Annotated in this window: 20 protein-coding genes; 3 read left to right on the plus strand and 17 right to left on the minus strand. The window is 72.9% G+C overall.

All coding sequences use genetic code 11. The annotated features are described in order from the left end of the window. Positions 1-170: 170 nt before the first annotated feature. Together CLV37_RS10185 and CLV37_RS28995 are read right to left on the minus strand one after the other, a co-directional pair. Positions 171-1274 (minus strand): citrate/2-methylcitrate synthase, encoded by a 1104-nt coding sequence (locus CLV37_RS10185; protein ID WP_106209848.1) that lies wholly within the window; start codon positions 1272-1274, stop codon positions 171-173. A gap of 46 nt (positions 1275-1320) precedes the next feature. Continuing rightward, positions 1321-1554 carry a pentapeptide repeat-containing protein gene (locus CLV37_RS28995; protein WP_211298534.1) on the minus strand — a complete coding sequence of 78 codons (234 nt, stop codon included), beginning with the start codon at positions 1552-1554 and terminating at the stop codon, positions 1321-1323. Between CLV37_RS28995 and CLV37_RS28070 the strand changes: the two genes are divergently transcribed. Then, the gene (locus CLV37_RS28070) at positions 1531-2643 is read left to right on the plus strand and encodes a citrate/2-methylcitrate synthase (RefSeq protein WP_425433617.1); all 1113 of its coding nucleotides are present in this window, start codon (positions 1531-1533) and stop codon (positions 2641-2643) included. The genes CLV37_RS28995 and CLV37_RS28070 overlap by 24 nt on opposite strands. Before the next feature lie 257 nt (positions 2644-2900). Here CLV37_RS28070 and CLV37_RS10195 read toward each other — a convergent pair whose 3' ends face one another. The 12 genes from CLV37_RS10195 to CLV37_RS10245 form a co-directional block, all read right to left on the minus strand. Next, entirely contained in the window at positions 2901-3728 is an 828-nt protein-coding gene (locus CLV37_RS10195; protein ID WP_106209852.1) for an ABC transporter permease, read from the minus strand. After that, entirely contained in the window at positions 3725-4702 is a 978-nt protein-coding gene (locus CLV37_RS10200) for an ATP-binding cassette domain-containing protein (protein ID WP_106209854.1), read from the minus strand. Before CLV37_RS10200 ends, CLV37_RS10195 begins: the two co-directional genes overlap by 4 nt. A 285-nt stretch (positions 4703-4987) precedes the next feature. After that, positions 4988-5344, minus strand: coding sequence for a histone-like nucleoid-structuring protein Lsr2 (locus tag CLV37_RS10205; RefSeq protein WP_106209856.1), 357 nt, complete (start codon positions 5342-5344; stop codon positions 4988-4990). A gap of 120 nt (positions 5345-5464) precedes the next feature. Beyond that, positions 5465-5632, minus strand: coding sequence for a hypothetical protein (locus CLV37_RS27505; protein WP_170127165.1), 168 nt, complete (start codon positions 5630-5632; stop codon positions 5465-5467). Between the two features lie 45 nt (positions 5633-5677). Beyond that, a complete protein-coding gene (lysS, locus tag CLV37_RS10210) occupies positions 5678-7192 on the minus strand; it encodes a lysine--tRNA ligase (protein WP_245885341.1) in 1515 nt (504 codons plus the stop codon). Positions 7193-7211: 19 nt separating this feature from the next. Continuing rightward, on the minus strand, positions 7212-8090 hold the full coding sequence (gene panC, locus CLV37_RS10215) for a pantoate--beta-alanine ligase (protein ID WP_106209858.1): 879 nt from the start codon (positions 8088-8090) through the stop codon (positions 7212-7214). Beyond that, positions 8087-8968, minus strand: coding sequence for a Rossmann-like and DUF2520 domain-containing protein (locus tag CLV37_RS10220; RefSeq protein WP_211298536.1), 882 nt, complete (start codon positions 8966-8968; stop codon positions 8087-8089). Before CLV37_RS10220 ends, panC begins: the two co-directional genes overlap by 4 nt. Positions 8969-9116: 148 nt before the next feature. Further along, positions 9117-10406, minus strand: a complete 1290-nt coding sequence (locus CLV37_RS10225) for an NAD(P)H-dependent oxidoreductase (RefSeq protein ID WP_106209862.1) — start codon at positions 10404-10406, stop codon at positions 9117-9119. After that, positions 10403-10948, minus strand: a complete 546-nt coding sequence (locus tag CLV37_RS10230) for a dTDP-4-dehydrorhamnose 3,5-epimerase family protein (RefSeq protein ID WP_106209864.1) — start codon at positions 10946-10948, stop codon at positions 10403-10405. The genes CLV37_RS10225 and CLV37_RS10230 overlap by 4 nt, the downstream gene beginning before the upstream one ends. Then, complete coding sequence (locus CLV37_RS10235) at positions 10945-11994, minus strand: NAD-dependent epimerase/dehydratase family protein (protein ID WP_106209866.1); 1050 nt, start codon at positions 11992-11994, stop codon at positions 10945-10947. Before CLV37_RS10235 ends, CLV37_RS10230 begins: the two co-directional genes overlap by 4 nt. 26 nt (positions 11995-12020) lie before the next feature. After that, positions 12021-12848, minus strand: coding sequence for a glucose-1-phosphate cytidylyltransferase (locus CLV37_RS10240; protein WP_106209868.1), 828 nt, complete (start codon positions 12846-12848; stop codon positions 12021-12023). A gap of 249 nt (positions 12849-13097) precedes the next feature. Then, positions 13098-14252: a glycosyltransferase family 4 protein gene (locus tag CLV37_RS10245; RefSeq protein WP_170127166.1), complete on the minus strand. Its 1155-nt coding sequence runs from the start codon at positions 14250-14252 to the stop codon at positions 13098-13100. Positions 14253-14479: 227 nt separating this feature from the next. Here CLV37_RS10245 and CLV37_RS10250 point away from each other — a divergent pair, with 227 nt between their 5' ends. Continuing rightward, positions 14480-15388: a glycosyltransferase family 2 protein gene (locus tag CLV37_RS10250; RefSeq protein WP_106209872.1), complete on the plus strand. Its 909-nt coding sequence runs from the start codon at positions 14480-14482 to the stop codon at positions 15386-15388. A gap of 72 nt (positions 15389-15460) precedes the next feature. Here CLV37_RS10250 and CLV37_RS10255 read toward each other — a convergent pair whose 3' ends face one another. Both CLV37_RS10255 and CLV37_RS10260 read right to left on the minus strand, forming a co-directional pair. Continuing rightward, positions 15461-16573, minus strand: coding sequence for a glycosyltransferase (locus CLV37_RS10255; protein WP_106209874.1), 1113 nt, complete (start codon positions 16571-16573; stop codon positions 15461-15463). 285 nt (positions 16574-16858) lie between these two features. Beyond that, positions 16859-18427, minus strand: coding sequence for a malectin domain-containing carbohydrate-binding protein (locus tag CLV37_RS10260; RefSeq protein ID WP_106209876.1), 1569 nt, complete (start codon positions 18425-18427; stop codon positions 16859-16861). Between the two features lie 225 nt (positions 18428-18652). Between CLV37_RS10260 and CLV37_RS10265 the strand changes: the two genes are divergently transcribed. Further along, a complete protein-coding gene (locus tag CLV37_RS10265; RefSeq protein ID WP_106209878.1) occupies positions 18653-19483 on the plus strand; it encodes a hypothetical protein in 831 nt (276 codons plus the stop codon). 154 nt (positions 19484-19637) lie between these two features. Here CLV37_RS10265 and CLV37_RS10270 read toward each other — a convergent pair whose 3' ends face one another. Next, positions 19638-21134, minus strand: a complete 1497-nt coding sequence (locus tag CLV37_RS10270; protein ID WP_106209880.1) for a Wzz/FepE/Etk N-terminal domain-containing protein — start codon at positions 21132-21134, stop codon at positions 19638-19640. Positions 21135-21330 lie beyond the last annotated feature (196 nt).

Consider the following 21330-nt stretch of genomic DNA (forward strand, 5'->3'; position numbering starts at 1 on the left):
GCGTCGCCGCAGTGGTCGTGAGCCGATCGTGACCCGGTTGTCCTGACCAACCTGCGCCCAGGACGGGGTGTTCCGCCAGTTCGTTCGCCGTCGGCGCAACGGCTCAGGTCCGGCCCCGCCCTGCCGCGCCCACCCGCTCGCAGCCCGCTCACCGCCCGCTCACCGCCCGCTCAACGGCGGGGTTCGGGCCCCACGTACCGCGCCGAGGGCCGGATGATCCGCGGGTCGGTGGCCTGCTCGAGGACGTTGGCGGTCCAGCCCACGACGCGGCTCGTGGCGAAGGTCGGCGTGAACAGGGACGGCTCCAGCCCGCACAGCGACATGACGACGCCCGCGTAGTACTCGACGTTGGCGTGCAGCCGGCGCCCCGGCTTCAGCTCCGTGAGCGTCTGGACCACCCGCTGCTCGACGTCGACGGCGAGCTCGACGAGCGGGCCGCCGAGGGCGAGCGCCGTCTCGCGCAGCAGCACCGAGCGCGGGTCCTCGGTCCGGTAGACGGCGTGCCCGAAGCCCATGACCCGCCCGCCCGCCGCGAGCTGGGCGCGCACCCACGCCGGGGCCCGCTCGGGCGTGCCGATCTCCTCCAGCGCGGCCAGCGCCCGGTCCGGGGCCCCGCCGTGCAGCGGGCCGGAGAAGGCGCCGAGGGCCGCGACGACGGCCGAGACCACGTCGGCGCCGGTGGAGGCGACGACGCGGGCGGTGAACGTGGAGGCGTTGAAGCCGTGGTCGACGGTGGCGACGAGGTAGCGGCGCAGCGCCGCGACGTGCTCGTCGTCGGGCAGCCGCCCGTGCAGCACCCACAGCCAGTTCGCGGCGGCGTCGAGGTCGTCGCGCGGGGCGAGGGGGTCGAGCCCGGAGCGGACCCGGTGCAGGGCCGCGAGGACCGTGGGGGTCAGCGCGCACACCCGCAGGGCGTCGGCGGCCCGCTCCTCGACGGACGCGTCGTAGACGGGCCGGCCGCCGAGGAGCGACAGGGCGGTGCGCAGCCCGGCCAGCGGCGGGAGCCCGGCCAGGGCCGGCAGCAGGTCGACGACGGCCGTCGGCAGCGCCCGGGCCGCCGCGACCTCGGCCCGGAACGCGTCGAGCTCGGCGGGCGAGGGCAGCCGGCCGCGGTGCAGGAGGAACCAGACGTCCTCCAGCGAGCGGGTCCGGGCCAGCTCGACGGCGGAGTGCTGGCGGTAGTGGAAGAACCCCTCCTCGCCGCGGACGTCGCCGAGCTCGGTCGTCGTGACGACCACGCCCTTCAGGCCCGGGGGAACCATCGTCTCGGTCATGCCCGCAGCGTCAGCGGGTTGACGGGCCCGGTCAACGTTGATCGGATCAACCGTGGACGAGTCGAGCACCCCGGGGACGAGCGCCCGGGAGATCGGCGCCCGGGAGATCGGCGCCCGGGAGATCGGCGCCCGGGAGATCGGCGCCCGGGAGATCGGCGCCCGGGAGATCGGCGCCCGGGAGATCGGCGCCCGGGAGATCGGCGCCCGGGAGATCGGCGCCCGGGAGATCGGCGCCCGGGAGATCGGCACCCGGGAGATCGGCACCCGGGAGGCCGCCCACCGGCTGGGGGTGAAGACGGCGACCCTGTACGCGTACGTGAGCCGGGGCCTGATCACCGCGCGGCGCACCCCCGGGGGCAGCCGCTTCGACGCGGCCCAGGTCGCGGCGCTCGCCGCGCGCGGGCGCAGCCGTCCGGCCGGCGCGGTCGAGACGGTCGCGAGCGAGCTCACGTCGCTCGACGGGGACCGCCTGCGCTACCGCGGGCGGGACGCGGTGGAGCTGTCGCGGACGACGTCGTTCGAGGAGGTCGCCCGCCTGCTGTGGTCGGGGACGGCGACGGCGGGGCCGTTGCGCCGCGACGAGGACCTGACCCGGCGGGTGGGGGACGTGCTGGCCGGGCTGCCCGCGGCCACGCGCCCCCCGGCCCGGCTGCGGGTGGCGGTCGCGGTCGCGGGGGCGCTGGCCCCGGCCGCTCCCGAGGCCGGTCCCGAGGCCGGTGCCGATCCCGAGCCCCTGCTGGCCGCGGTCCTGGGCGTGCGGACCTCGGTGGCCGAGGCCGTCGACGAGGCGCTGGGGGCGCCGGGCCGCTGGGGCCCGGCGCTGGTCCTGCTGGCCGACCACGGCCTGGCCGTCTCGACGGTCGCGGCGCGCGTGGCGGCCAGCGCCCGCGCTCCCCTGCCGTCGGCGCTGTCGGCGGCCCTGGGCGCGGCGGGCGGTCCGCTGCACGCCGGCGCCGCCGCGGCCGCGCACCGCTTCCTGGAGCAGGTCCTCACGGACGGGCCGGCGCGGGCGGTTGCCGCGCGCCGCCTGTCGCAGGACGGCGTGCCGGGTTTCGGTCACGTCGTGCACACCGCACGCGACCCGCGCGCCGAGGAGCTGCTGGACGCGCTGCCGCCCGGGCCGGTGGCCGACGTCGTCGGGCCCCTCGTCGAGCAGGTGGTCCGCGCGCACGGGGCGCGGGCGTTCCCGAACGTCGACCTGGCCCTGGCCGCGCACGCCCTGGCCCACGGCCTGCCCGCCGACGCCGGGGAGTTCGTGTTCGAGGTGGCCCGCACGGCGGGGTGGATCGCGCACGCCCTGGAGGAGTACCACGCCCCGGGTCTGCGCTTCCGCGTCCGGGGACTGCAGCAGACCTCCCACGGGACGTGAAGGTGCTGGACGCTCCGAGCCACCTCACCGGGTGGTTCCGGTGAGCGTCGAGGGTGAGCGTCGAGGTCGAGGACGGCCGCGCGGCGCTCGGGCCGCTGACGTCGCTGCGCCGACCGTCCGGGGAGCCGGGACGGTCCGGCTCCCGCTGGACCCGCACGACCCCGGAACGACGGCGACCCGCCGGTCGCACCTCGCGACCGGCGGGTCGTCCACCTGCCCGGACCCGTCGTCCGGGCCTCGTCGGGCCGAGCGCCGCCTCAGACGTCCCGCGACTTCAGCGTCAGGACCGCCAGCGCGCCCAGGAGCACGATCCAGCCGGCGAAGGCCGCGATCCCCGGGCCGATCTCGAGGTAGGCCGGCGAAGCGGTCAGGGTGCCGAAGTTGGCGACCGTGTTCGTCAGGAAGAACTCGTTGATCTTGTCCCCGCCCCAGGAGTCGGGGACGAGCCCCAGCAGCGGTGGCACGACGAACAGGGCGGCGACCACCGTGACGATCGCCCCGGCGGAGTTGCGCAGCAGCGCCCCGACGGCCAGCCCGATGAGGGCGACGCCGACGATCGTGACGATGGTGCCGACGAGGGCCCGCAGGACGTGGTCGTCACCGATCGAGACGCCGAGGTCGCGGGTGTTCAGGACGGCCTGCCCCAGGAAGAACGAGACGAACACCGCCAGCCCCTGCAGCACCAGCACGTTGGCCGCCAGGACCACGGCCTTGGCGGCCAGGACGCCGACCCGGCCCGGGGCGGTGACGAACGATGTGCGGACCATGCCCGTCGAGAACTCACCGGCGATGATGATCACGCCGAGCGCGGCGACGACGAGGGACGCGAACTGGGCGCCCATCATGTTGAAGGCGAACCCGTTCACCCCGGCCTGCGCCTCGGGCGGGCCCGAGGTCAGGGCCGTGCGCGCGGCGAGGGAGAACAGCACGCCGATCCCGACCGTGGCGACCACGGACGCGAGCATCGTGACGACGACGGAGCGCACGCTCCAGAACTTGATCCACTCGGAGCGGACGAGCCCGCCGAACGTCACCCGGTGCTGCACCGGCCGGAACTGCTGGACCTCGACGGTCGTCGCGCTCATCGCGCGACCTCCTCTCGCACGGGGGATCCCGGGACGCCGGGTTCGGGGACGACCACCGCGGCGGCACCGGCGCTCTGCGCCTGGTACTCCACGGCGTTGGCGGTGAGCTCCATGAAGGCCTCCTCCAGGGACGCCTTGACGGTGGTGAGCTCGTGCAGGGCGACCCCGCGGCGGGCCGCCGCGTCGCCGATGCGCTCGGCGGACAGGTCGCGGACGTCGAAGCTGCCGTCGTCCATCACGGCCAGCGAGCCGCCCTCGGCGGCGACGATCTCCCGCAGCTCCGCCGGCTGCGGTGAGCGCACCGTCACCCCGCGCGGCTGGACGCGGTCGACGAACGCCGCGACGCTCTCGTCGGCGATGAGCCGGCCCTTGCCGATGACGACGAGGTGCTCGGCGGTCAGCGCCATCTCGCTCATGAGGTGCGAGGACACGAACACCGCCCGCCCCTGACGGGCCAGTTCCTTCATGAGGTTGCGGATCCACAGGATGCCGTCGGGGTCCAGGCCGTTGACGGGTTCGTCGAACATCACGGTCGACGGGTCGCCCAGCAGGGCCGAGGCGATGCCGAGGCGCTGCCCCATGCCCAGGGAGAACCCGCCGGCCCGCTTGCGGGCGACCTCGCCGAGGCCGACGAGGTCGATGACCTCGTCCACCCGGGAGTTCGGGATGCCGGCCGTGGCGGCCATGGCCTGCAGGTGCTTGTACGCCGAGCGGCCCGTGTGGACCGCCTTGGCGTCCAGCAGCGCGCCGACGGTCGACAGCGGGGCGCGGTGCGCCGTGAACGGCCGGCCGTCGACGAGCACCTGACCGGCGGTGGGCCGGTCGAGCCCGACGATCATCCGCATGGTCGTGGACTTGCCGGACCCGTTGGGTCCGAGGAACCCGGTGACGATGCCCGGGCGCACGGTGAAGCTGAGGTCGTGCACGGCCACCTTCTTGCCGTAGACCTTGCGCAGGCCGACCGCCTCGATCATGAGGAGCCCTTCGGTGAGTGGTGGGTCGAACGGGGACGAGGACGCCGGGGGCCCTCGGACGGGGCCCCGCAGCGGAACGTCCCGATCGTCACGCACCGTGCCCGGCGGCCGCATCCGTCGTTGGGCGCACCCGCCGTCGGAAGGAGGGATGGTCCCCTCCCCCCTGCGGTGCCCCCGCGGGCCACCCCCCGCACGACGAACGGCACGACGAACGGCACGACGGACGAGGCGGGAACGACGAAGGGCCCGACCACCGGGTGGTGGTCGGGCCCTGCGTGGGTGGGGTCAGTGCGCGGCGTCGAACGCCTGCAGCACCTCGGCGGAGATCCGGCCGCGGTCGGAGACCGTGTAGCCGTTCTCGCGGGCCCAGGTGCGGACCTCGGTGGTGTCCCGCTCCGGACCGCCGGCGGCGCGGGCGGCCGGCTTCGGGGCCGCGGCGGCGGTCTTGCGGCTCGCACCGGTGCGGCCGCCGACGCGGCGGGCGTGCCCGACCCACGGGGCGAAGGCCTCGCGCAGGGCGGCGGCGTGCTCGTCGGAGAGGTCGATCTCGTAGTTGACCCCGTCGAGGGAGAAGGTCAGCGTCTCCGTCGCCTCACCGGCGTCGATGTCGTCGACGAGGAGGACCTGCACCTTCTGCGCCATCAGGGTCTTTCCTTTCACAAAAGTGGACGACCGGCGTGGGTGCACCGGGCGAAGAACACTCTGGCGCATTCGTGAGCGCGGGGTCAAATCACCCGGGAAAGGAAAAGCCGTGTCGCGACTTCAGGAAGGGCCGTCGGTCGGGGCGCTTTCGGCGGAAGCGCGTCGTTCGGCGCGCACGCGGGCCGCGGCGGCCCGTTCCCGGCGGTCGGCGTGCAGGATGGAACGCATCAGGAGGACGAACAGCACGGCCAGTCCCGCGGAGGGCAGGAGAGCGGCGAGGTATTCCACCCGACCAGGGTACGTCGCCGCCGTCCTGCTCCCGCGGTGAGCGGCTCAGCGGGGCTTGACCAGCGGGAACGTGATGGTCTCGCGGATCCCGAGCCCCGTCAGGGCCATGAGCAGGCGGTCGATCCCCATCCCCATGCCCCCCGTGGGCGGCATCCCGTGCTCCTGGGCGCGCAGGAAGTCCTCGTCGATGCGCATGGCCTCGTCGTCGCCGAGGTCGGCCAGCTTCGCCTGCTCCACGAAGCGCTGGCGCTGCACGACGGGGTCGACGAGCTCGGAGTACCCGGTGGCGAGCTCGAATCCGCGCACGTACAGGTCCCACTTCTCCACCACACCCGGCACGGAACGGTGCGCCCGCACCAGCGGGGACGTTTCCACGGGGAAGTCGCGCACGAAGGTCGGGGAATCCAGGGAATCGCCCAGCCGGTGTTCCCAGAGTTCTTCCACGAGCTTGCCGCCGGTCCAGCGCACCTCGTCGACGCCGATGTCCAGCTTCTTCGCGATCTCCAGCAGGTGGGCCCGCGGGGTTTCCGGTGTGATCTCCTCGCCGAGGGATTCCGACAGCGACGGGTACATGGAGATCTGCTTCCACTCCCCGCCGAGGTCGTACTCGGTCCCGTCGGCCCACGTGACCACGTGGGAGCCGAAGGCGGCCTGCGCGGCCTCCTGGACGATCGTCCTCGTCAGGTCGGCGATGGTGTCGTAGTCGCCCCAGGCCTGGTACGCCTCGAGCATGGCGAACTCGGGCGAGTGGGTGGAGTCGGCGCCCTCGTTGCGGAAGTTCCGGTTGATCTCGAAGACGCGCTCCATGCCGCCGACGACGAGCCGCTTGAGGAACAGCTCGGGCGCGATGCGCAGGTACAGGTCGGTGTCGAAGGCGTTCGAGTGCGTCACGAACGGGCGCGCGCTGGCTCCGCCGTGCAGGGTCTGCAGCATCGGCGTCTCGACCTCGAGGAACCCGCGGTCCTCCAGGGTGCGGCGCACCTGGCGCACGACGGTCGAGCGGGCGCGCACGTTCGACCGGGCCGCCTCGCGCACGATGAGGTCGACGTAGCGCTGCCGGACGCGCGTCTCCTCGGACAGTTCCTTGTGCAGGACGGGCAACGGGCGCAACGACTTCGACGCCATCCGCCAGCTGTCGGCGAGCACCGACAGCTCACCGCGCTTGGAGGAGATCACGGTCCCGTGGACGAACACGACGTCGCCGAGGTCGACGTCGGACTTCCAGCCCGCGAGGGCCTCCTCGCCGACGCCGTCGCGCGAGACCATGGCCTGCAGCCGGGTCCCGTCGCCCTCCTGCAGGGTCGCGAACACCAGTTTCCCGGTGCCGCGCAGGAACACGACGCGCCCCGTGACGCCGACCTCGTCGGTCGTCTCCTCCCCGGCCTCCAGGTGCGCGTACGCCGTGCGCAGGTCGGCCAGCGAGGTCGTGCGCGGGACCGAGACCGGGTACGCCTCGCCGCCGGAGGCGAGGATCCGGTCGCGCTTCTCCCGGCGGACCCGGACCTGCTCGGGCAGGTCCTCGAACTCGTCCTCGGGCAGGTCGGGCGTCTGTTCACTCACCCGGTAGAGGTTAGTGGGGTCAGTCGACGCCCCGCCCCACCACGAGGGGGACGTTGTCGATCAGCCGGGTCGAGCCGACCCTGGCCGCGACCGCCAGCAGCGCCTCGCCGTGGTGGTGCTCGGGGACGTCGGCCAGGTCGTGGGGGTCGACGAGGGCGAGGTAGTCGACGCGGGCGGCGGGTTCGGCGACCAGGACGTCGCGCGCGGCGCGGCGCACGGCCGACGGCCCCTCCGAGGCGGCCCGGCGCCCGGCCTCCAGGGCGCGCTGCAGGACGAGGGCGACCTCGCGGTCGAACGGCGTGAGGTAGCGGTTGCGGCTGGACATCGCCAGGCCGTCGTCCTCGCGGACCGTCGGCACGGCGACGACCTCCACGCCGAGGTCGAGGTCGCGGACCATGCGGCGCACGAGCAGCAGCTGCTGGGCGTCCTTCTGCCCGAAGAACGCCAGGTCGGCGCGGGTGAGGTGCAGCAGCTTGGCGACGACCGTCAGGACGCCGTCGAAGTGCCCGGGCCGGCTCGCGCCCTCGAGGACCTGCCCGAGCGGGCCGGCCGCGATCCGCACCCCGGGGTCGCCGTCGGGGTAGACGACGTCCGGCCCGGGGGCGAAGACGACGTCGGCGCCGTGCCCGGCGGCGAGGGCGAGGTCGTCGTCGAGGGTGCGGGGGTAGCGGGCGAGGTCCTCGTTCGGCCCGAACTGCAGGGGGTTGAGGAAGATCGTCACGAGCACGGAGGCGGCGCGGCGGCGGGCCTCGCGGATGAGCTCGGCGTGCCCGGCGTGCAGGGCGCCCATCGTCATGACGACGGCGACGGGACCGGTCAGGCCGGCGCGCGCGGCGGCGAGCTCGGTGCGGGTGCGGGTGACGACGAGGGCTGCGGACTCGGGGGCGGACGGGCTCACGGTTCTCCTGCGGTGGGGGCGGCGAGGGCGGCGCGGACGGCCTGCGCCGCGGGGTCGGTCAGGCGGCCGGTGCCGGACGCGCGGTCGACGGCGACGGCGGCGAGCTGGGCGTAGGTCCGCGCCGTGGCGGGGTCCTGCCCGGCCAGGACGCGCAGGTGGGTGGCGACGGTCCCGGCGTCACCGCGGGCGACGGGACCGGTCAGCGCCGCGTCCCCGTCGCGCAGGGCGTTGTCGAGCGCGGCCTGCAGCAGCGGTCGCAGCACCCGCTCGGCGTCCTCGCCCACCGCGGCGCGCGCGGCGTCGAGGGCCTGGGCGACGAGCGTGACGAGGTGGTTCGAGCCGTGGGCCAGGGCCGCGTGGTAGAGCGGGCGGTCGGCGTCGGCGACGACGACGGGCGTCGCGCCCCACTCGCGGACGAGGGCGTCGGCGACGGGGGCCAGCACGGGCGGGCTCGTGACCGCGACCGCCGCCCCGAGCAGGCGCTGCAGGTCCAGCGACGTGCCGGTGAACGTCATGGCCGGGTGCAGCGCCAGCGGCAGGGCGCCGCGCGCGGCGGCGGGGTCCAGGACCCCGAGGCCGTGCAGGCCGCAGGTGTGGACGACGAGCTGGCCGGCCCGCACGTTCGGGGCGAGGTCGGCCACGAGGGGGCCGAGGACGTCGTCGGGCACGGCGAGCAGGACGAGGTCGGCGGCGAAGGCGTCGGCCGCCTCGACCCAGGGCACGTCGGGCAGGAGGGCCTCGACGCGTTCGGCGTCCTGCCGGGACCGCGCGGCGATCCCGGTGAGGCGGTGCCCCGCGGCCCGCAACGCGGCCCCCAGGACCGGGCCGACGCGCCCGGCTCCGACGACCGCCACGTCGAGCCTGCCCGCGGAGTTCACGTCCGGAACCCTAACCCGAACGCGCAAAGCACACTCCGGACCCCTCCTCCGGGCCGCTGAGGGCTCGAAGTGTGCGCCGGACCCTCGGGAGGGGCCGTGCGGGGCGCGAAGTGTGCTTTGCGCGGTGGTGCGGTGGAGCGGGGTTGTCTCAGCGCGCGAGGAGCGCGGCCTGCTCGGCGCGCAGGGCGTCGATGAGCCGGCCCTCGGGCAGGATCACGTCGTCGTACGTCAGGACCTGGTCCTTCTGCACGGCGTGCTTGAGGACGCAGCCCTCGGCGACGCCCATCGGCAGCAGGTTCTGCGCCTTCGTGGCCGCGTACGTCTCGGCCACGCCGTAGGAGTCGTACCCGCCGAGGCGGTCGATCTCCTTGCCCGCGGCGAGGTCGGTCTTGGCCGTCGTGACGACCTCCACCTTCACCTCGTCCCCGGGCACGATCGCGGCGTCGCCGAAGATCACCGCGCGGGCGACGGTCAGCGGCACCTCGAAGTGGCACAGGTGGTACGGCGTGTAGAACGAGTACAGCGGCCCGGTGCCGAGCTTGTACAGGTTCAGGTAGTGCTGCTGCTTGGGGTCGTCGTGGGTGCCGAGCACGTAGACGCCCGGGCCCGGCTTGGACCCGACGACGTAGTCCACGACGCCACCGAGTTCCTTGAGCTGGTCCACGTCGTACATCGTCGTCAGCTCGTCGACGTGACCGCGGTGGTCGGCGCCGCGCATGCCGCGCTTCTCCACGCTGAAGCCCGCCGCGTTGGCGACGAGGGCCTGCTCGAACGACACCTTCGTGCCGTCGGCGAAGCTCGTCACCATGTAAGGGTCCTGCCCCCACTGCTTGGCGAAACCCTCCTGGGTGGTGGGGTTGCGGTACTCGTCCTGCAGGCCCTTGATGTTCCCCGAGACCAGCGGCGTGACGCCGATGGAGCGCACGAAGCGGATGAGGTTCATCTGCACGCCGGGCTGGTCGCCGTCGCAGCCGGTGTAGATCACACCGGCCTTCTCGGCGCGCGTGCGCAGCGCCAGGCCGGCGGTGCCGTCGACCTCGGCGTTGAGCAGGACGATGTGCTTGCCCTGCTCGATGGCCCGGACGACGACGTGGGCGCCGTACTCGGTGTTGCCCGTCGCCTCGACGACGGCCTCGACCTGGCCCGCGTCGACGACGGCCTCGTAGGAGGCCGACACGACCGGCTTGCCCTGCGCGATGGCCTTGTCGACCGCCGCCGCGGAGTCGGCCTCGACGACGCCGGTGAGCCCGGCCTGCTCGTAGGCGTCGACCGCCTTGGAGACGGTCCGGTTGGCGATGGCGACGAGCTCCATGCCGGGCACGGAGTTCACGACCTGGTTGACGAAGCCGCGGCCCATGAACCCCGCGCCCACGAGCGCGACGCGGATCGGGCGACCCTCGGCCTGACGCTGCTGCAGCGCCTTGTCGACGATGATCACGACAGGTCGGCCCCGTCCGCCAGGAGGGTCCAGCTCTTGTCCTTGTCGCTGATGACCGCGACCTCGCGCGCCCAGGGCAGGGCGAGGTCGGGGTCGTCGTGGCGCAGGCCGCGCTCGGTGCCCGGGGTGTAGCTCTGGGACACCTGGTAGACGACCTCGGCGCCGTCGGTCAGCGTCAGGTAGCCGTGCGCGAAGTACTCCGGCACGTACAGCGCCGTGCGGTTCTCGGCGGTCAGCTCCACCGCGACGTGCTGGAACCGCGTGGGCGAGTCCGGGCGCAGGTCGACGATGATGTCCTGGATCGCACCGGCGGTGCAGCGCACCAGCTTGGCCTCGGGCGCGGGGTCGACCTGCGTGTGCATGCCGCGCAGCGTCCCGGCCTTGTGGTTGTAGGACAGGTTGCACTGCTCGACGGCCGGGTTCAGGCCGGCGGCCAGGAACTCGTCGCGGCAGAACGTGCGGGCGAAGAAGCCGCGGTCGTCCGCGCGCTCCTCGAGCTCGACGATGGCGACGCCCTCGATGTGGGTCGTGGTGATCTTCACTTGGCGATCCCACTGGTCGGCGGGACCGTCCAGAACAGCTCCTTGTCGAGCTGACCGGTGCGGATGAGGTGCTCGAGCTGCTTGAGGCGGGTGTGCCCGCGGCCCGTGAACGTCGCCTCGTCGAGGTCGATGTTCTTGAAGACGTCGACGAGCTGCTGGGCGCCCTTGTCGGCGTTCCAGTCGCAGCGGAACCCCTCCAGCGTGGAGTGGATCTTGTCGAAGTTCACCTTGTACGAGCGGTTGTCGCCGTTGTTGGACTCGCCGAAGGTGATCTCGGCCTCGGGCAGCGCCCGGCCGACGGCCTCGGCGATCTCGCGGACGCGGTAGACCTGCTCGGAGTCGCCCACGTTGAAGATCTGGTTGTGGACGGCCTCGCGCGGGGCGTCGAGGACGGCGCGGATCGACTTGGCGATGTCCAGGCCGTGGACCAGCGGGCGCCAGGGCGACCCGTCGGAGGTCATGGCGATCTTGCCGGTGGTCCAGGCCACGCCCGCGAGGTTGTTCAGCACGATGTCGAAGCGCTGGCGCGGCGAGGCGCCGTACGCGGTGGCGTTGCGCATGAACGTCGGGGAGAAGTCGTCGTCGGCCAGCAGCGCGACGTCGCGCTCGACGAGCGCCTTGCACTCGGCGTAGGCGGTCTGCGGGTTCACCGCCGACGTCTCGTCGACGGTGTCCTCGGCCACGCCGTAGACCGAGCAGCTCGACATGTAGACGAACTTCTGCACGCCGGCCTGCTTGGCGACCTCGGCGAGGCGCACCGAGCCCTTGTGGTTCACGACGTAGGTGACGTCGGGGATGAGCTCGCCCAGCGGGTCGTTGGACAGCTCGGCCATGTGCACGACGGCGTCGGCCCCGGCGAGGTCCTCGGCGGTCACGTGGCGGATGTCCTTGGCCAGCGTCTCGACGGAGGCGGTGACACCGTTGTAGAGCCAGCCCTGCTTGTAGTAGCCGGTGTCGATGCCCAGCACCGAGTGGCCGGACTCGAGCAGGGTGGGGGCGAGCAGGGCACCGAGGTAACCCTCGGTCCCGGTGACGACGATCTTCACAGCTGTTCTCCGGTTCTCGGGGGGTCTCAGTCTTCCCAGGTCTTCCACGGGGCCTTGCCGGAGTCCCAGAGCTTGTTGAACTCGGTCCACTCCCGGAAGGTGTCCATGCCCAGCCAGTAGCCCTCGTGCTGCGAGACGGTCAGCTGGCCGTCGCGCGCCACCGTCTGCAGCGGCTTCTGCTCGAGCATCATGTCGGGGTCGTCCTCGAGGTACTTGTCCGCGAAGGCGCGGTCGAAGACGAAGAACCCGCCGTTGACCCAGCCGTCGGCCAGGGTCGGCTTCTCGTTGAACTCGGTGACGGTGTCGCCCGTGACGTGCATCTCGCCGTAGCGGGAGCTGGGGTGCACGGCGGTGACGGTGGCCAGGCGGCCGCCGGCCTCGTGGTCGCGCAGCGTCTTGAGGATGTCGACGTCGCCGAGCCCGTCGCCGTAGGTCAGCACGAACTTGTCGGCGGTCAGGTGCTGCTCGACGCGCTTGATGCGGGCCGCGGTCGCGGTCGTCAGGCCGGTCTCGACGAAGGTCACGTCCCAGTCCTCCTGCACACCGTTGGTGTGGAAGGTCGGGGCGTCCTGGGTCGACAGGTTCAGCGTGAAGTCGCCGGCGTTGATCCGGTAGTCGAGGAAGTAGCGCTTGATGAGGTCGCTCTTGTACCCCAGGCACAGGACGAACTTGCGGAAGCCGTACGAGCTGTAGAGCTTCATGATGTGCCACAGGATGGGACGGCCCCCGATGTCGACGAGCGGCTTGGGCAGCTTCTCGCTGGCCTCGCGCAGTCGGGTCCCCATGCCACCGCAGAGGATGACGACGGGGATCTCGGAGACGGGCGTCCCGCCGGGAGCAACGGACTCGGTCATGTCTTCCCTCACTCGAACCTGGATCGGTCGGATCTCGTCGGCCCGGACGGGGAACCCGGCCAGGACCACACGTGGGGGAACGCAGCACCCGTCGATGACCGGGCGATCTCACCGGTGGCGGTCCGAACCCCCCACGAATCCGAGCCACCGGTTTCCCCGTCGAGGTGCTGCCGCGAGGCTACTACAGCGGCACGATCACGGAGCGTGAGGTTGGGCAGAGCGGGTGAAAAGGAACCCCACTCCACCCAATTAGCTACGGATGGTGAACAACAGGTCGCGCAACGGAGTCATCGCGGACTCCCACGAGAAACCGCGACCGACCTCGGCCCCCGCCGCGGCGAGCGCGCGGACCTGCGCGGGGTTCTGCAGCAGGTCCACGAGCGCGTCCGCGAAGGGTTCGGCGCCGTCGGCCGTGCGCACCGCGGCCGCGTGCTCCTCCAGGCCCTCCAGCCCCAGGGACGTGCTGACGACGGCACGACCCCGCGACAGGGCCTCCACGAGCTTGATCTTCGTGCCGCCGCCGGACAGCAGCGGGACGACGCAGATGTCGGCCGCGTCGTAGAAGGGGTCGACCGCGGCGACGTCGGAGTGGAACTCGACCCCCGCCGGCTCCCCCGCCGGGCGCGGGTGCGAGGCGGCCAGGCCGCGGCCCACGACGTCGAACCGGGCGTCCGGGACGCGGCGCAGCACCAGCGGCCACACCTCGTCGAGGAACCAGCGCAGCGACGCCTTGTTCGGGCCGTAGTCCATCGCGCCCACGAACAGCACCCGCCCTTCGCCCCGCAGGGGCACCGGGTCGGCGCTCGCGCCGGTCAGCACGCCGTTCGGCACGAACGTGCTGTCGACGCCGGCGGCGGCCAGCACCTCCTGGTCGCGCCGCGAGCAGGCCGTGACCCGGCGCGCCCGGCGGGCCTGGGCGAACTCGAACCGGCGGAACCGGGCGACCTCCAGCGCCAGCGCGGGACGCAACCGCGGGTGCTCCGAGCGCAGCCGGCGTTCCAGCAGGTCGGACTCGATGTTGTGCAGGTCCAGGACGTCGACCTGGACGTCGGCCGGGACGTTCACCGCCATCTGCGGGAAGTCGACGTGCACCACGTCGCCGGCCCGGACACCGACCGAGAGCATCCGCTGGATCTGCGGGGAGAACCACTTCCCCGCGAACACCGAACCGCGCAGGACCGCGCCGGGCCGCGGGGCGGGCGAGGCCACCTCGTGCACCCGCACGTGCGCCGGCAGCTGGGTGTCCCGCTGCGGCCAGGCGCCGAACCCGACGACGTGGACCTCGTCGAACACCGCCGCGTACGCGTCGATCACCGCGCGGGTGCGCTGGCGCCCCCCGGAGTCCGTCGTCGCCGGGAGCTGCTTGGCGACCACCCACGCCGTCGTCCGCTGCCCGCTGCTCACGTCGCCCACGTTCCCCCCGTCAACCGTCCGACCAGCCACCACCCGTCCAGCATGGACCACGGCCGCAGCGGCGCGACACCTCCGGGGGGACCGAGCGCCCGGGAAGCCTCACCCGGGTGCACCCGTACGTGTGGGTTCCGTCGCCGCACCGCGGAGAACCACTCGCACAGCAGTCTGGCAGGTCGCGTTCCATGTTCACCACGGTTCCACGCGGGTAACCTTGTGCCGTGCGCGACGTCGAACTCGTCCTGGTCAGCTACAAGAGCGCCCACCAGATCTCCGGACTGCTCGCCGGACTGCCCGCCGACCTGCCCGTTGTCGTCGTCGACAACGCCCGGAACTCCGACGGGGTCCGCGAGGTCGTCGAGGCACGCCCGCTGGGCCGGTACGTCGACTCCGGCGGCGGCAAGGGTTTCGCGAAGGCGGCGAACATGGGTGCCCGCAGCTCCACCCACGAGTTCGTGGTGTTCGGCAACCCCGACTCGCGGCCGACCCTCGACGTCCTGTCCGCGCTCGTCGAGGACGTCGCCACGGACGCCGACTGCGCCGCCAGCGCCGCCACCATGGTCGGCGTGGACGGGCACGTCGAACTGGGCGTCGGAGGCTGGGAACCGACCGTCACCCGGGCCCTCGTGCACTCGAGCGGGCTGCACAAGATCCTGCCCAGGGCGGGGGTGTACGCCAAGCCCCGGCCGCACGAGGACATCGACGTCGACTGGACGACGGGGGCCTGCATGGCGGTGCGCCGCAGCACGTTCCTCGAACTGGGCGGTTTCGACGAGGACTTCTACGTCTACAACGAGGACATGGCGTTCGGCCGCGCCGCCCGCGAGCGCGGGATGCACGAACGGCTGCGCACCGACCTGCTCGTCCCCCACTCCGCGGGCGGTTCGGGGGCTCCCTCGCTGGAGATGCTGCAGCTGCGCGGGGCGGCCATGTCGCGCTACCTCTCCCGGCACCACTCCCCCGCGACGCACAAGCTCCTGACGCTGGCCCTGGCCAGCGGTTACGCGGTGCGCACGGTGCAGCGCCGGGCGTTGAAGCAGACCGACCGGGCCGAGCAGCACTGGGCCTACGTGCGCGGGGTGCTGACCGGGACGGCGACCGTGGCCGGCCAGGTGGTCATGTCGCGCTGAGGACGCGTGCGGGTACGCGGACGTCGAAGGGCCCCGGGGGAAACCCCGGGGCCCTTCGACGTGGACGGGTCGTCAGCGCTCGGGTTTGTCCCACCGCAGCACGCGGTCACCGCGCAGGTACCGGCGCATGCCGCCGAAGGCCACGAGCTGCAGGTACAGGACCTGGGCGACGACGCGACCGGGCAGGGGGACGCGCACCCCCTTCTCCTGGGCCACGAGGGCGGCAGCGCCGACGGCGTGACCGGCCAGGAACAGGCGGGCGGTGCGACTGCGACGGACCGAGGCCGTCGCGACGCCGAGCAGGGCGAGGTGGGAGACCGGACCGAGGGTCGAGCGCCACAGCTTGTGGCCCCACAGTTCGGCGCTGACCAGACCGCGTCGCGGGTCCAGGAGGTGACGCTTGCGCGACATGACGTGCAGGCCCCCGCCCAGGACGCGCGTCTTGCGTTCCCAGGACAGGTTGAACGCCCCGATGGACGGTTCGGTCATGAGGGCGCGCGGTTCGTAGGCGACGGCCCACCCGCGGTCCATCTGGTCGAGCGCGATCCAGAAGTCGTCGTTGGAGATGTCCTGCGGGATCGGCTGCCAGGCTTCGCGACGGACGGCGCACAGGCCCCCGTCCAGGCCCAGGGTCGTGCCGAGCCGGGCCTCGTTGCGCTTGATCCAGGACTCGAAGCGCCAGTAGGCGAGTTCGCCCCCGGTCCCTTCGAGCTTCTCGCCCGCGACGGCTCCGGTCCCCTCGACGACGAGGCGCGACACGAGGTAGGCGAGGGCGTCGTACTCCAGCTCGGAGTTCGCGTCGGAGATGACGACGAGGTCGTGCGAGGCGGCGGCCATCCCCTTGTTGAGGGCCTGGGACTTGCCGTGGCGTTCCTCCAGCAGCAGGACCCGGGCGCCGGCCTCGCGGGCGACGGCGGCCGTCCGCGGGTCCCCGTCGGCCACGACGAGGATCTCGAGCTCGCCCTGGTAGCCGTTCTTCTCGACGTTGGCGATCTTGGCGGCGATGACCCCGGCCTCGAGGTAGGCGGGCACGAGCACCGTGACCGCGGGCCACTGCTCGGGCGCGGGCACGGGCTCGTCCGTGCGCCGACGGGCGGCTGCGGCCACCGCGAGCGGGTAGACGACGTGGCCGACGGCGGCCGACAGGCCCAGCGCGACGGCCAGCACGGATCGTTTGGTCGCCATGCGACTCCCCCCAACATCGACGGACGGTGACCGTCCGGCTCGTTCCCCCGGACCGTCGATCTCCCCACCGGGCCCCCGCCCGACATCGCAGTCCGTGGTCAGGGTAGCGGCGCAGAGCACTGCGGGGAAGCGCAGGTGGACCCAGGTGGCGCAACGATTTCGGAGAGATCACACGTCATCACTCTGAGTGAGAAAAGGGGGCGGGAGTCACCCCACGACGACGAACGGGCCAGGACCCGCAGGTCCTGACCCGTTCCACCGTTCAGCTCACAGGGGGTGCGCCGCTCAGAAGACCTCGCGGTACTTCGCCGCCGAGTTCGGCATCTTGGTGCCGTCGGTGATCAGCCAGCGGTGGTTGTCGATGTCCACGTTGAAGTAGACCTCGTACGCCACCTTGCCCGGGGCGTTGCCCGCGTTGGCCTGGAAGAAATCGTGCATGCCCTGGATGAAGGCCGGCGAGTCGCCGTTCTCCGCGTGACCGGCCCACTCGGAGACGACCAGCGGCAGACCGACGCTCTTGGCGTACGCCAGGTGGGTGGCCAGGCCCTTGGGGGCGCCGTACCCGTCGGTCTCCTGGATGGAGGAGTTGAAGACGGCCGCGGTGCCCGCGTACGGGTACTGGTTGTAGTAGTCGACCCCCATGGCGTCGACGTACTGCGCACCCGGGAAGGTCTGGCGCCAGTCCATGCCGTTGCCGACCGACTCGCGGTTGACGCTGAAGACCAGCTTGGAGGCCGGGAAGATCTGCTGCTGCAACGCGCGGTAGCGCTTCCAGCCGGCGATGAAGTCCGCCGAGTTCGACTTGTTGACCGACCAGGCGTACCAGTTGCCGTTCATCTCGTGCGCGAACCGGATGTACGGAGTGCCGGAGCGGTTGCCCCACTTGGCCTTCAGCGTGGTCAGGGACGCGGCCCAGCGGGCGTCGTACGCACCCTTGGCGGCGTTCGACCAGGACTCCCCGGAGCCGAGGGCGCCGACGGCGATGTCCAGGTCCTGGTTCCAGCTGCCGAACTCCGCACCCTTGTCGAGCTGCCAGAAGTTCGCCGCCGCGGTCGGGTTGTCGGCCCAGGTCGAGGAGACCTGCAGGGCCTGGCCGCGCCAGCTGCCGGCCTGGCCGCTGGTCGCACCGACGCCGGACATGCCGGACTTCCAGGTGCCGGCCGTGGCGGGGGTGCTGGGCGCGGGCGCCGGGGTCGTGGGCGCAGGGGTCGTGGGGGCCGGGGCCGGGGTGGTCGGCGCCGGGACGCTCGGGGTCGGCGTCGGCTGCGTCGGACGCGGGTTCGGCGTCACGACCGGGGTGCTGCCCGTGGAACCGACCGACTGCACGAGGATCCCGTCGACCTTGGCGTTGTTCTTCGTGGCGGAGAAACCGAGGTCGATCGACCCGTCGGTGACCTTGACCTGGAACTTCTTGTCCACCGCGGCGTTCTTGCCGGCCGCGGCGAACAGGTCGAGGTCGCCGACGACCCTCTGCCCCTCGGCGGTCACGGAGAAGACGCGGATGTTCTTGCCGGAGAAGTAGGTCTCGGCCATCTTCAGCGTGACGTCGTAGGTGCCGTTCGGGACCTGCGCGCTCCACTTCGACATGCCCCAGTGCTCGTTCTGGTAGAGCGGGGAGGCGTCGGTGCCGGCGATGCCCGCGGACGTGACGTTCGACACCTGGTAGCCGCCGACGAAGCCGCTGTCCTTCTTCCAGACGTTGCCGGCCGGGTCGGTGTAGTCGGCCTTGGCGGTGCCCTGGCGGATCGTGACGCCGCCCTCGGCCGAGGCGGAGGAGACGCCGGCCGTGGTGAGGCCGGCGGCGACGGTGGCGACGGCGGCGGCGGAGAGGAGGAACTTCGAAACCTTGGACATGGGGGTGGATCAACCTCGCTGTGGTCAGGGTCCCAGCCGCAGGAGGGGGGCGGCGGAACCGGTAAGGCCCGTTCGGGGTGACACAGGAGTCATCGGGCCCGGGCCGCGAGGCCTTGAGGAAAAAGTTCCGGCGAACCTGTAACGCGGGGTCCTCACCCAGCGATAGGTGTGCCCTCCGTGATCACTTCACCCCTCCGGGTGACCGGCGGTCGCTACGATCGGGGGGTGAGAATCCACGTCGTCTACCGCTCGCACGGCGGGGAGAACAGCAAGGCCCGGCCGGACTGGTACTCCAAGCTCGTGGGTCTGCAGTCGTTCTGCCGCGCGGTGGAGACGCTGGCGTCCCAGCGACCCGCCGCCGGCCCCGAGGTCGTCTTCCTCAACGACGGGCCGATCCCCCGGGACCGGGCGCAGCTCATGGCGGCCTGGGGCGACCCGGTGACCATCTCGGCCGGCTCCAACCGCAGGAGCTACCTCACGGGACTGTCCCTGGCTCGGCGGCGGGGGTGGGACGTCCACGACCTCGTGCTGCTGGCCGAGGACGACTACCTCTGGCGGCCCGAGACCCTCGTCAGCCTCCTCGACGCCGCCTGCGACCCGCGCTCGGCCCGCGCGGACTACTTCGCCCCCTACGCCGAGCCCGTCCCCGACGACGGCCGGCCCGCCCGGTGGGGGCCCGTGGAGTCCACGACCAGCACCTTCGCCGTCCGGGTGGGGGCCCTCCTGCAGGACGAGCGGTTGCTGCAGCTGTGCGCCTACTCCGGCGGGGACTTCGACTACGCCAGCTGCCTGACGCTGCAGGGCCGGCGACGCTTCAGCCTGCGCGAACTCGTCTCCCACCACGCCGAGGACGGCGGCTCCTCGCCGCTGCGCGCCCTCGCGCGCGGCGCGTACCTCACGGGGATGCGCTCGGCGGTGAACCTGCGCTCGCTGCGGCGGCCGTCGCGCCGGCGCGTGCTGCTGGGCGCGCAGCCGGCGCTGGCCACGCACATGGAGGAGGGCTGGATCTCCCCCGGCCCCTGGGAGCGGATCGCGCGGGACGCGGCCGACGTCTGAGCCGCGGGGCGGGCCGGGGTCCGGCTCGTGGACGCATCGCGCCAAACCTATTGGCGCGATGCGTCCACGAGCCCGGACCCCGAGCCACCCCCGGACGCACGAGGAGGGGCACCCCGCAGCTGCGGGGTGCCCCTCCTCGTGCGTGTCGGGTGCGTCAGCCTCGGCGGCCGGCCACCTCGGGGGACGGCTGCGGGGTGCCGCCGGCCGGACGCGACCGCTGCTCGAGGCGGTGGTTCTCCCCGCCCCCCGAGCTGGACGTGTCACCGACGACGACCTGCGCCACGACGTCCGGTGCGGCGATGGACAGCTGCGCGAGCGTCTTGCTGACGACCTCGGCGCGCGGGTCGGCCTCGACCTGGACGAGCACGGCGTCGACCTCACCGGCGACCGCGAAGGCCACCGGGCTGGAGACGACCGAGCCACCCACGAAGATCACCAGGTACCCGGCCTCGACGAGGTGGCGGACACCGGAGCCGACGGCGTGCGGCTGCAGCGCCCGGGCGTCCAGCGGCAGGACGCCGACGACGGCACCGCCCCCGACGACCCACGGGCGGATCTCCTCGCTCCAGCGGCCCTGCGGGACGCTGGCGGCGGCCTCGGCGACCGGGGCGCCGAACATCGCCAGCCGGCTGCCCGACTCGTCGGCGTCGACCATCACGACGCGACGGCCGGAGCGGGCCGCGGAGGCGGCAAGGCCCAGGGCGAGCGCACCGGCGTTGCCCGACGCGGCGGTGACCAGCACGGAGCTGACCTCCAGCCGCGGCGTGCGCAGGTGACCCAGGTGCTGCAGACCGACGAGCACGACGCCCGTCGACCGGCTCGGCTCGCTCAGCGGGTCGCTCAGGGAGCGGAACGACGGCAGCGTGTTCCAGCGGGCCAGCTCCGCGACGCCCCCCAGCGGCGGAGCCGTGACGCGCTGCTTGAGGTGCGCGGCCCACGCGACGGCACCGGCGGCCGCCAGCAGGCCGACGATCCCGGCGACCAGGGCGATCTGCCACGGGTACGGGGCGGCGGCCGTGGTCGGGACGAACGCCGCGTCGATGCTCGCCACCCCCGAGCCGTAGGTCGTGGCCGCGAGGTTGATCTGCTGGATCGTCGCGGTGTCGGTGCGCTCGACGTTCGCCAGGGCGGCGTCGCGGGCCGCCGTGACGCCCTGGGCCGCGAGAGCGCGGTAGGCGTACGCGACGGCGTCGGCGGTGTCCGCCGCGTCCTGCGCGCGGGAGGCCGAGCTGGTCACCGTGATCTGGTTGGTGTCCGTCTTGGCCGTGACCGTCAGGCCGTCGCGGAAGGTGTCGGCGTCGGCGGCCGGGACCTGCACCGTGCCCGTGCCCGTGCCCGTCGCCACCGGGGCGGTGGCCGCCTCGAGGACGGCGCTGGACTGCACGACCGCGGCCTGCAGGGCCGCCCACTGCGTGGGGTCACCGAGCTGGGCGCCGTTGTTGCCCGTCGCGGTCGCGTCGAACGGGCGGTCCTTGGACAGCGTGATCGTCGTCGTCGCCGTGTAGACCGGCGGGATGAGGTTCGCGGCTCCGAGGTAGCCGGCCACCGCCATGACGACGGCGACCACGAGCACCTTCCAGCGGTGCCGGAACACGGCCGCCCAGGCCCCCGGGCCGCTCCGTTCCGTCGTCCCCATCGTCGTCGCCGCCACTCGAGTCCCTCCTGGTTTCCTCGGATGTCCCCCACCCGGCCCGGCCGTCCGTCGACGAACCGTCGCGTCACTATCCCACCCGCCCACCGGTCCGGGCTCCCTCGCGGAGGGCGCGGAGCGCGGTGCAACCCGTCCGGAGCAGCAGTTCGTCACTCCGATCGGGTGAAGCGGTCACCCAGCGCGCACGATGTGGGGA

It is taken from the genome of Kineococcus rhizosphaerae (assembly GCF_003002055.1).
Classification (GTDB): domain Bacteria; phylum Actinomycetota; class Actinomycetes; order Actinomycetales; family Kineococcaceae; genus Kineococcus; species Kineococcus rhizosphaerae.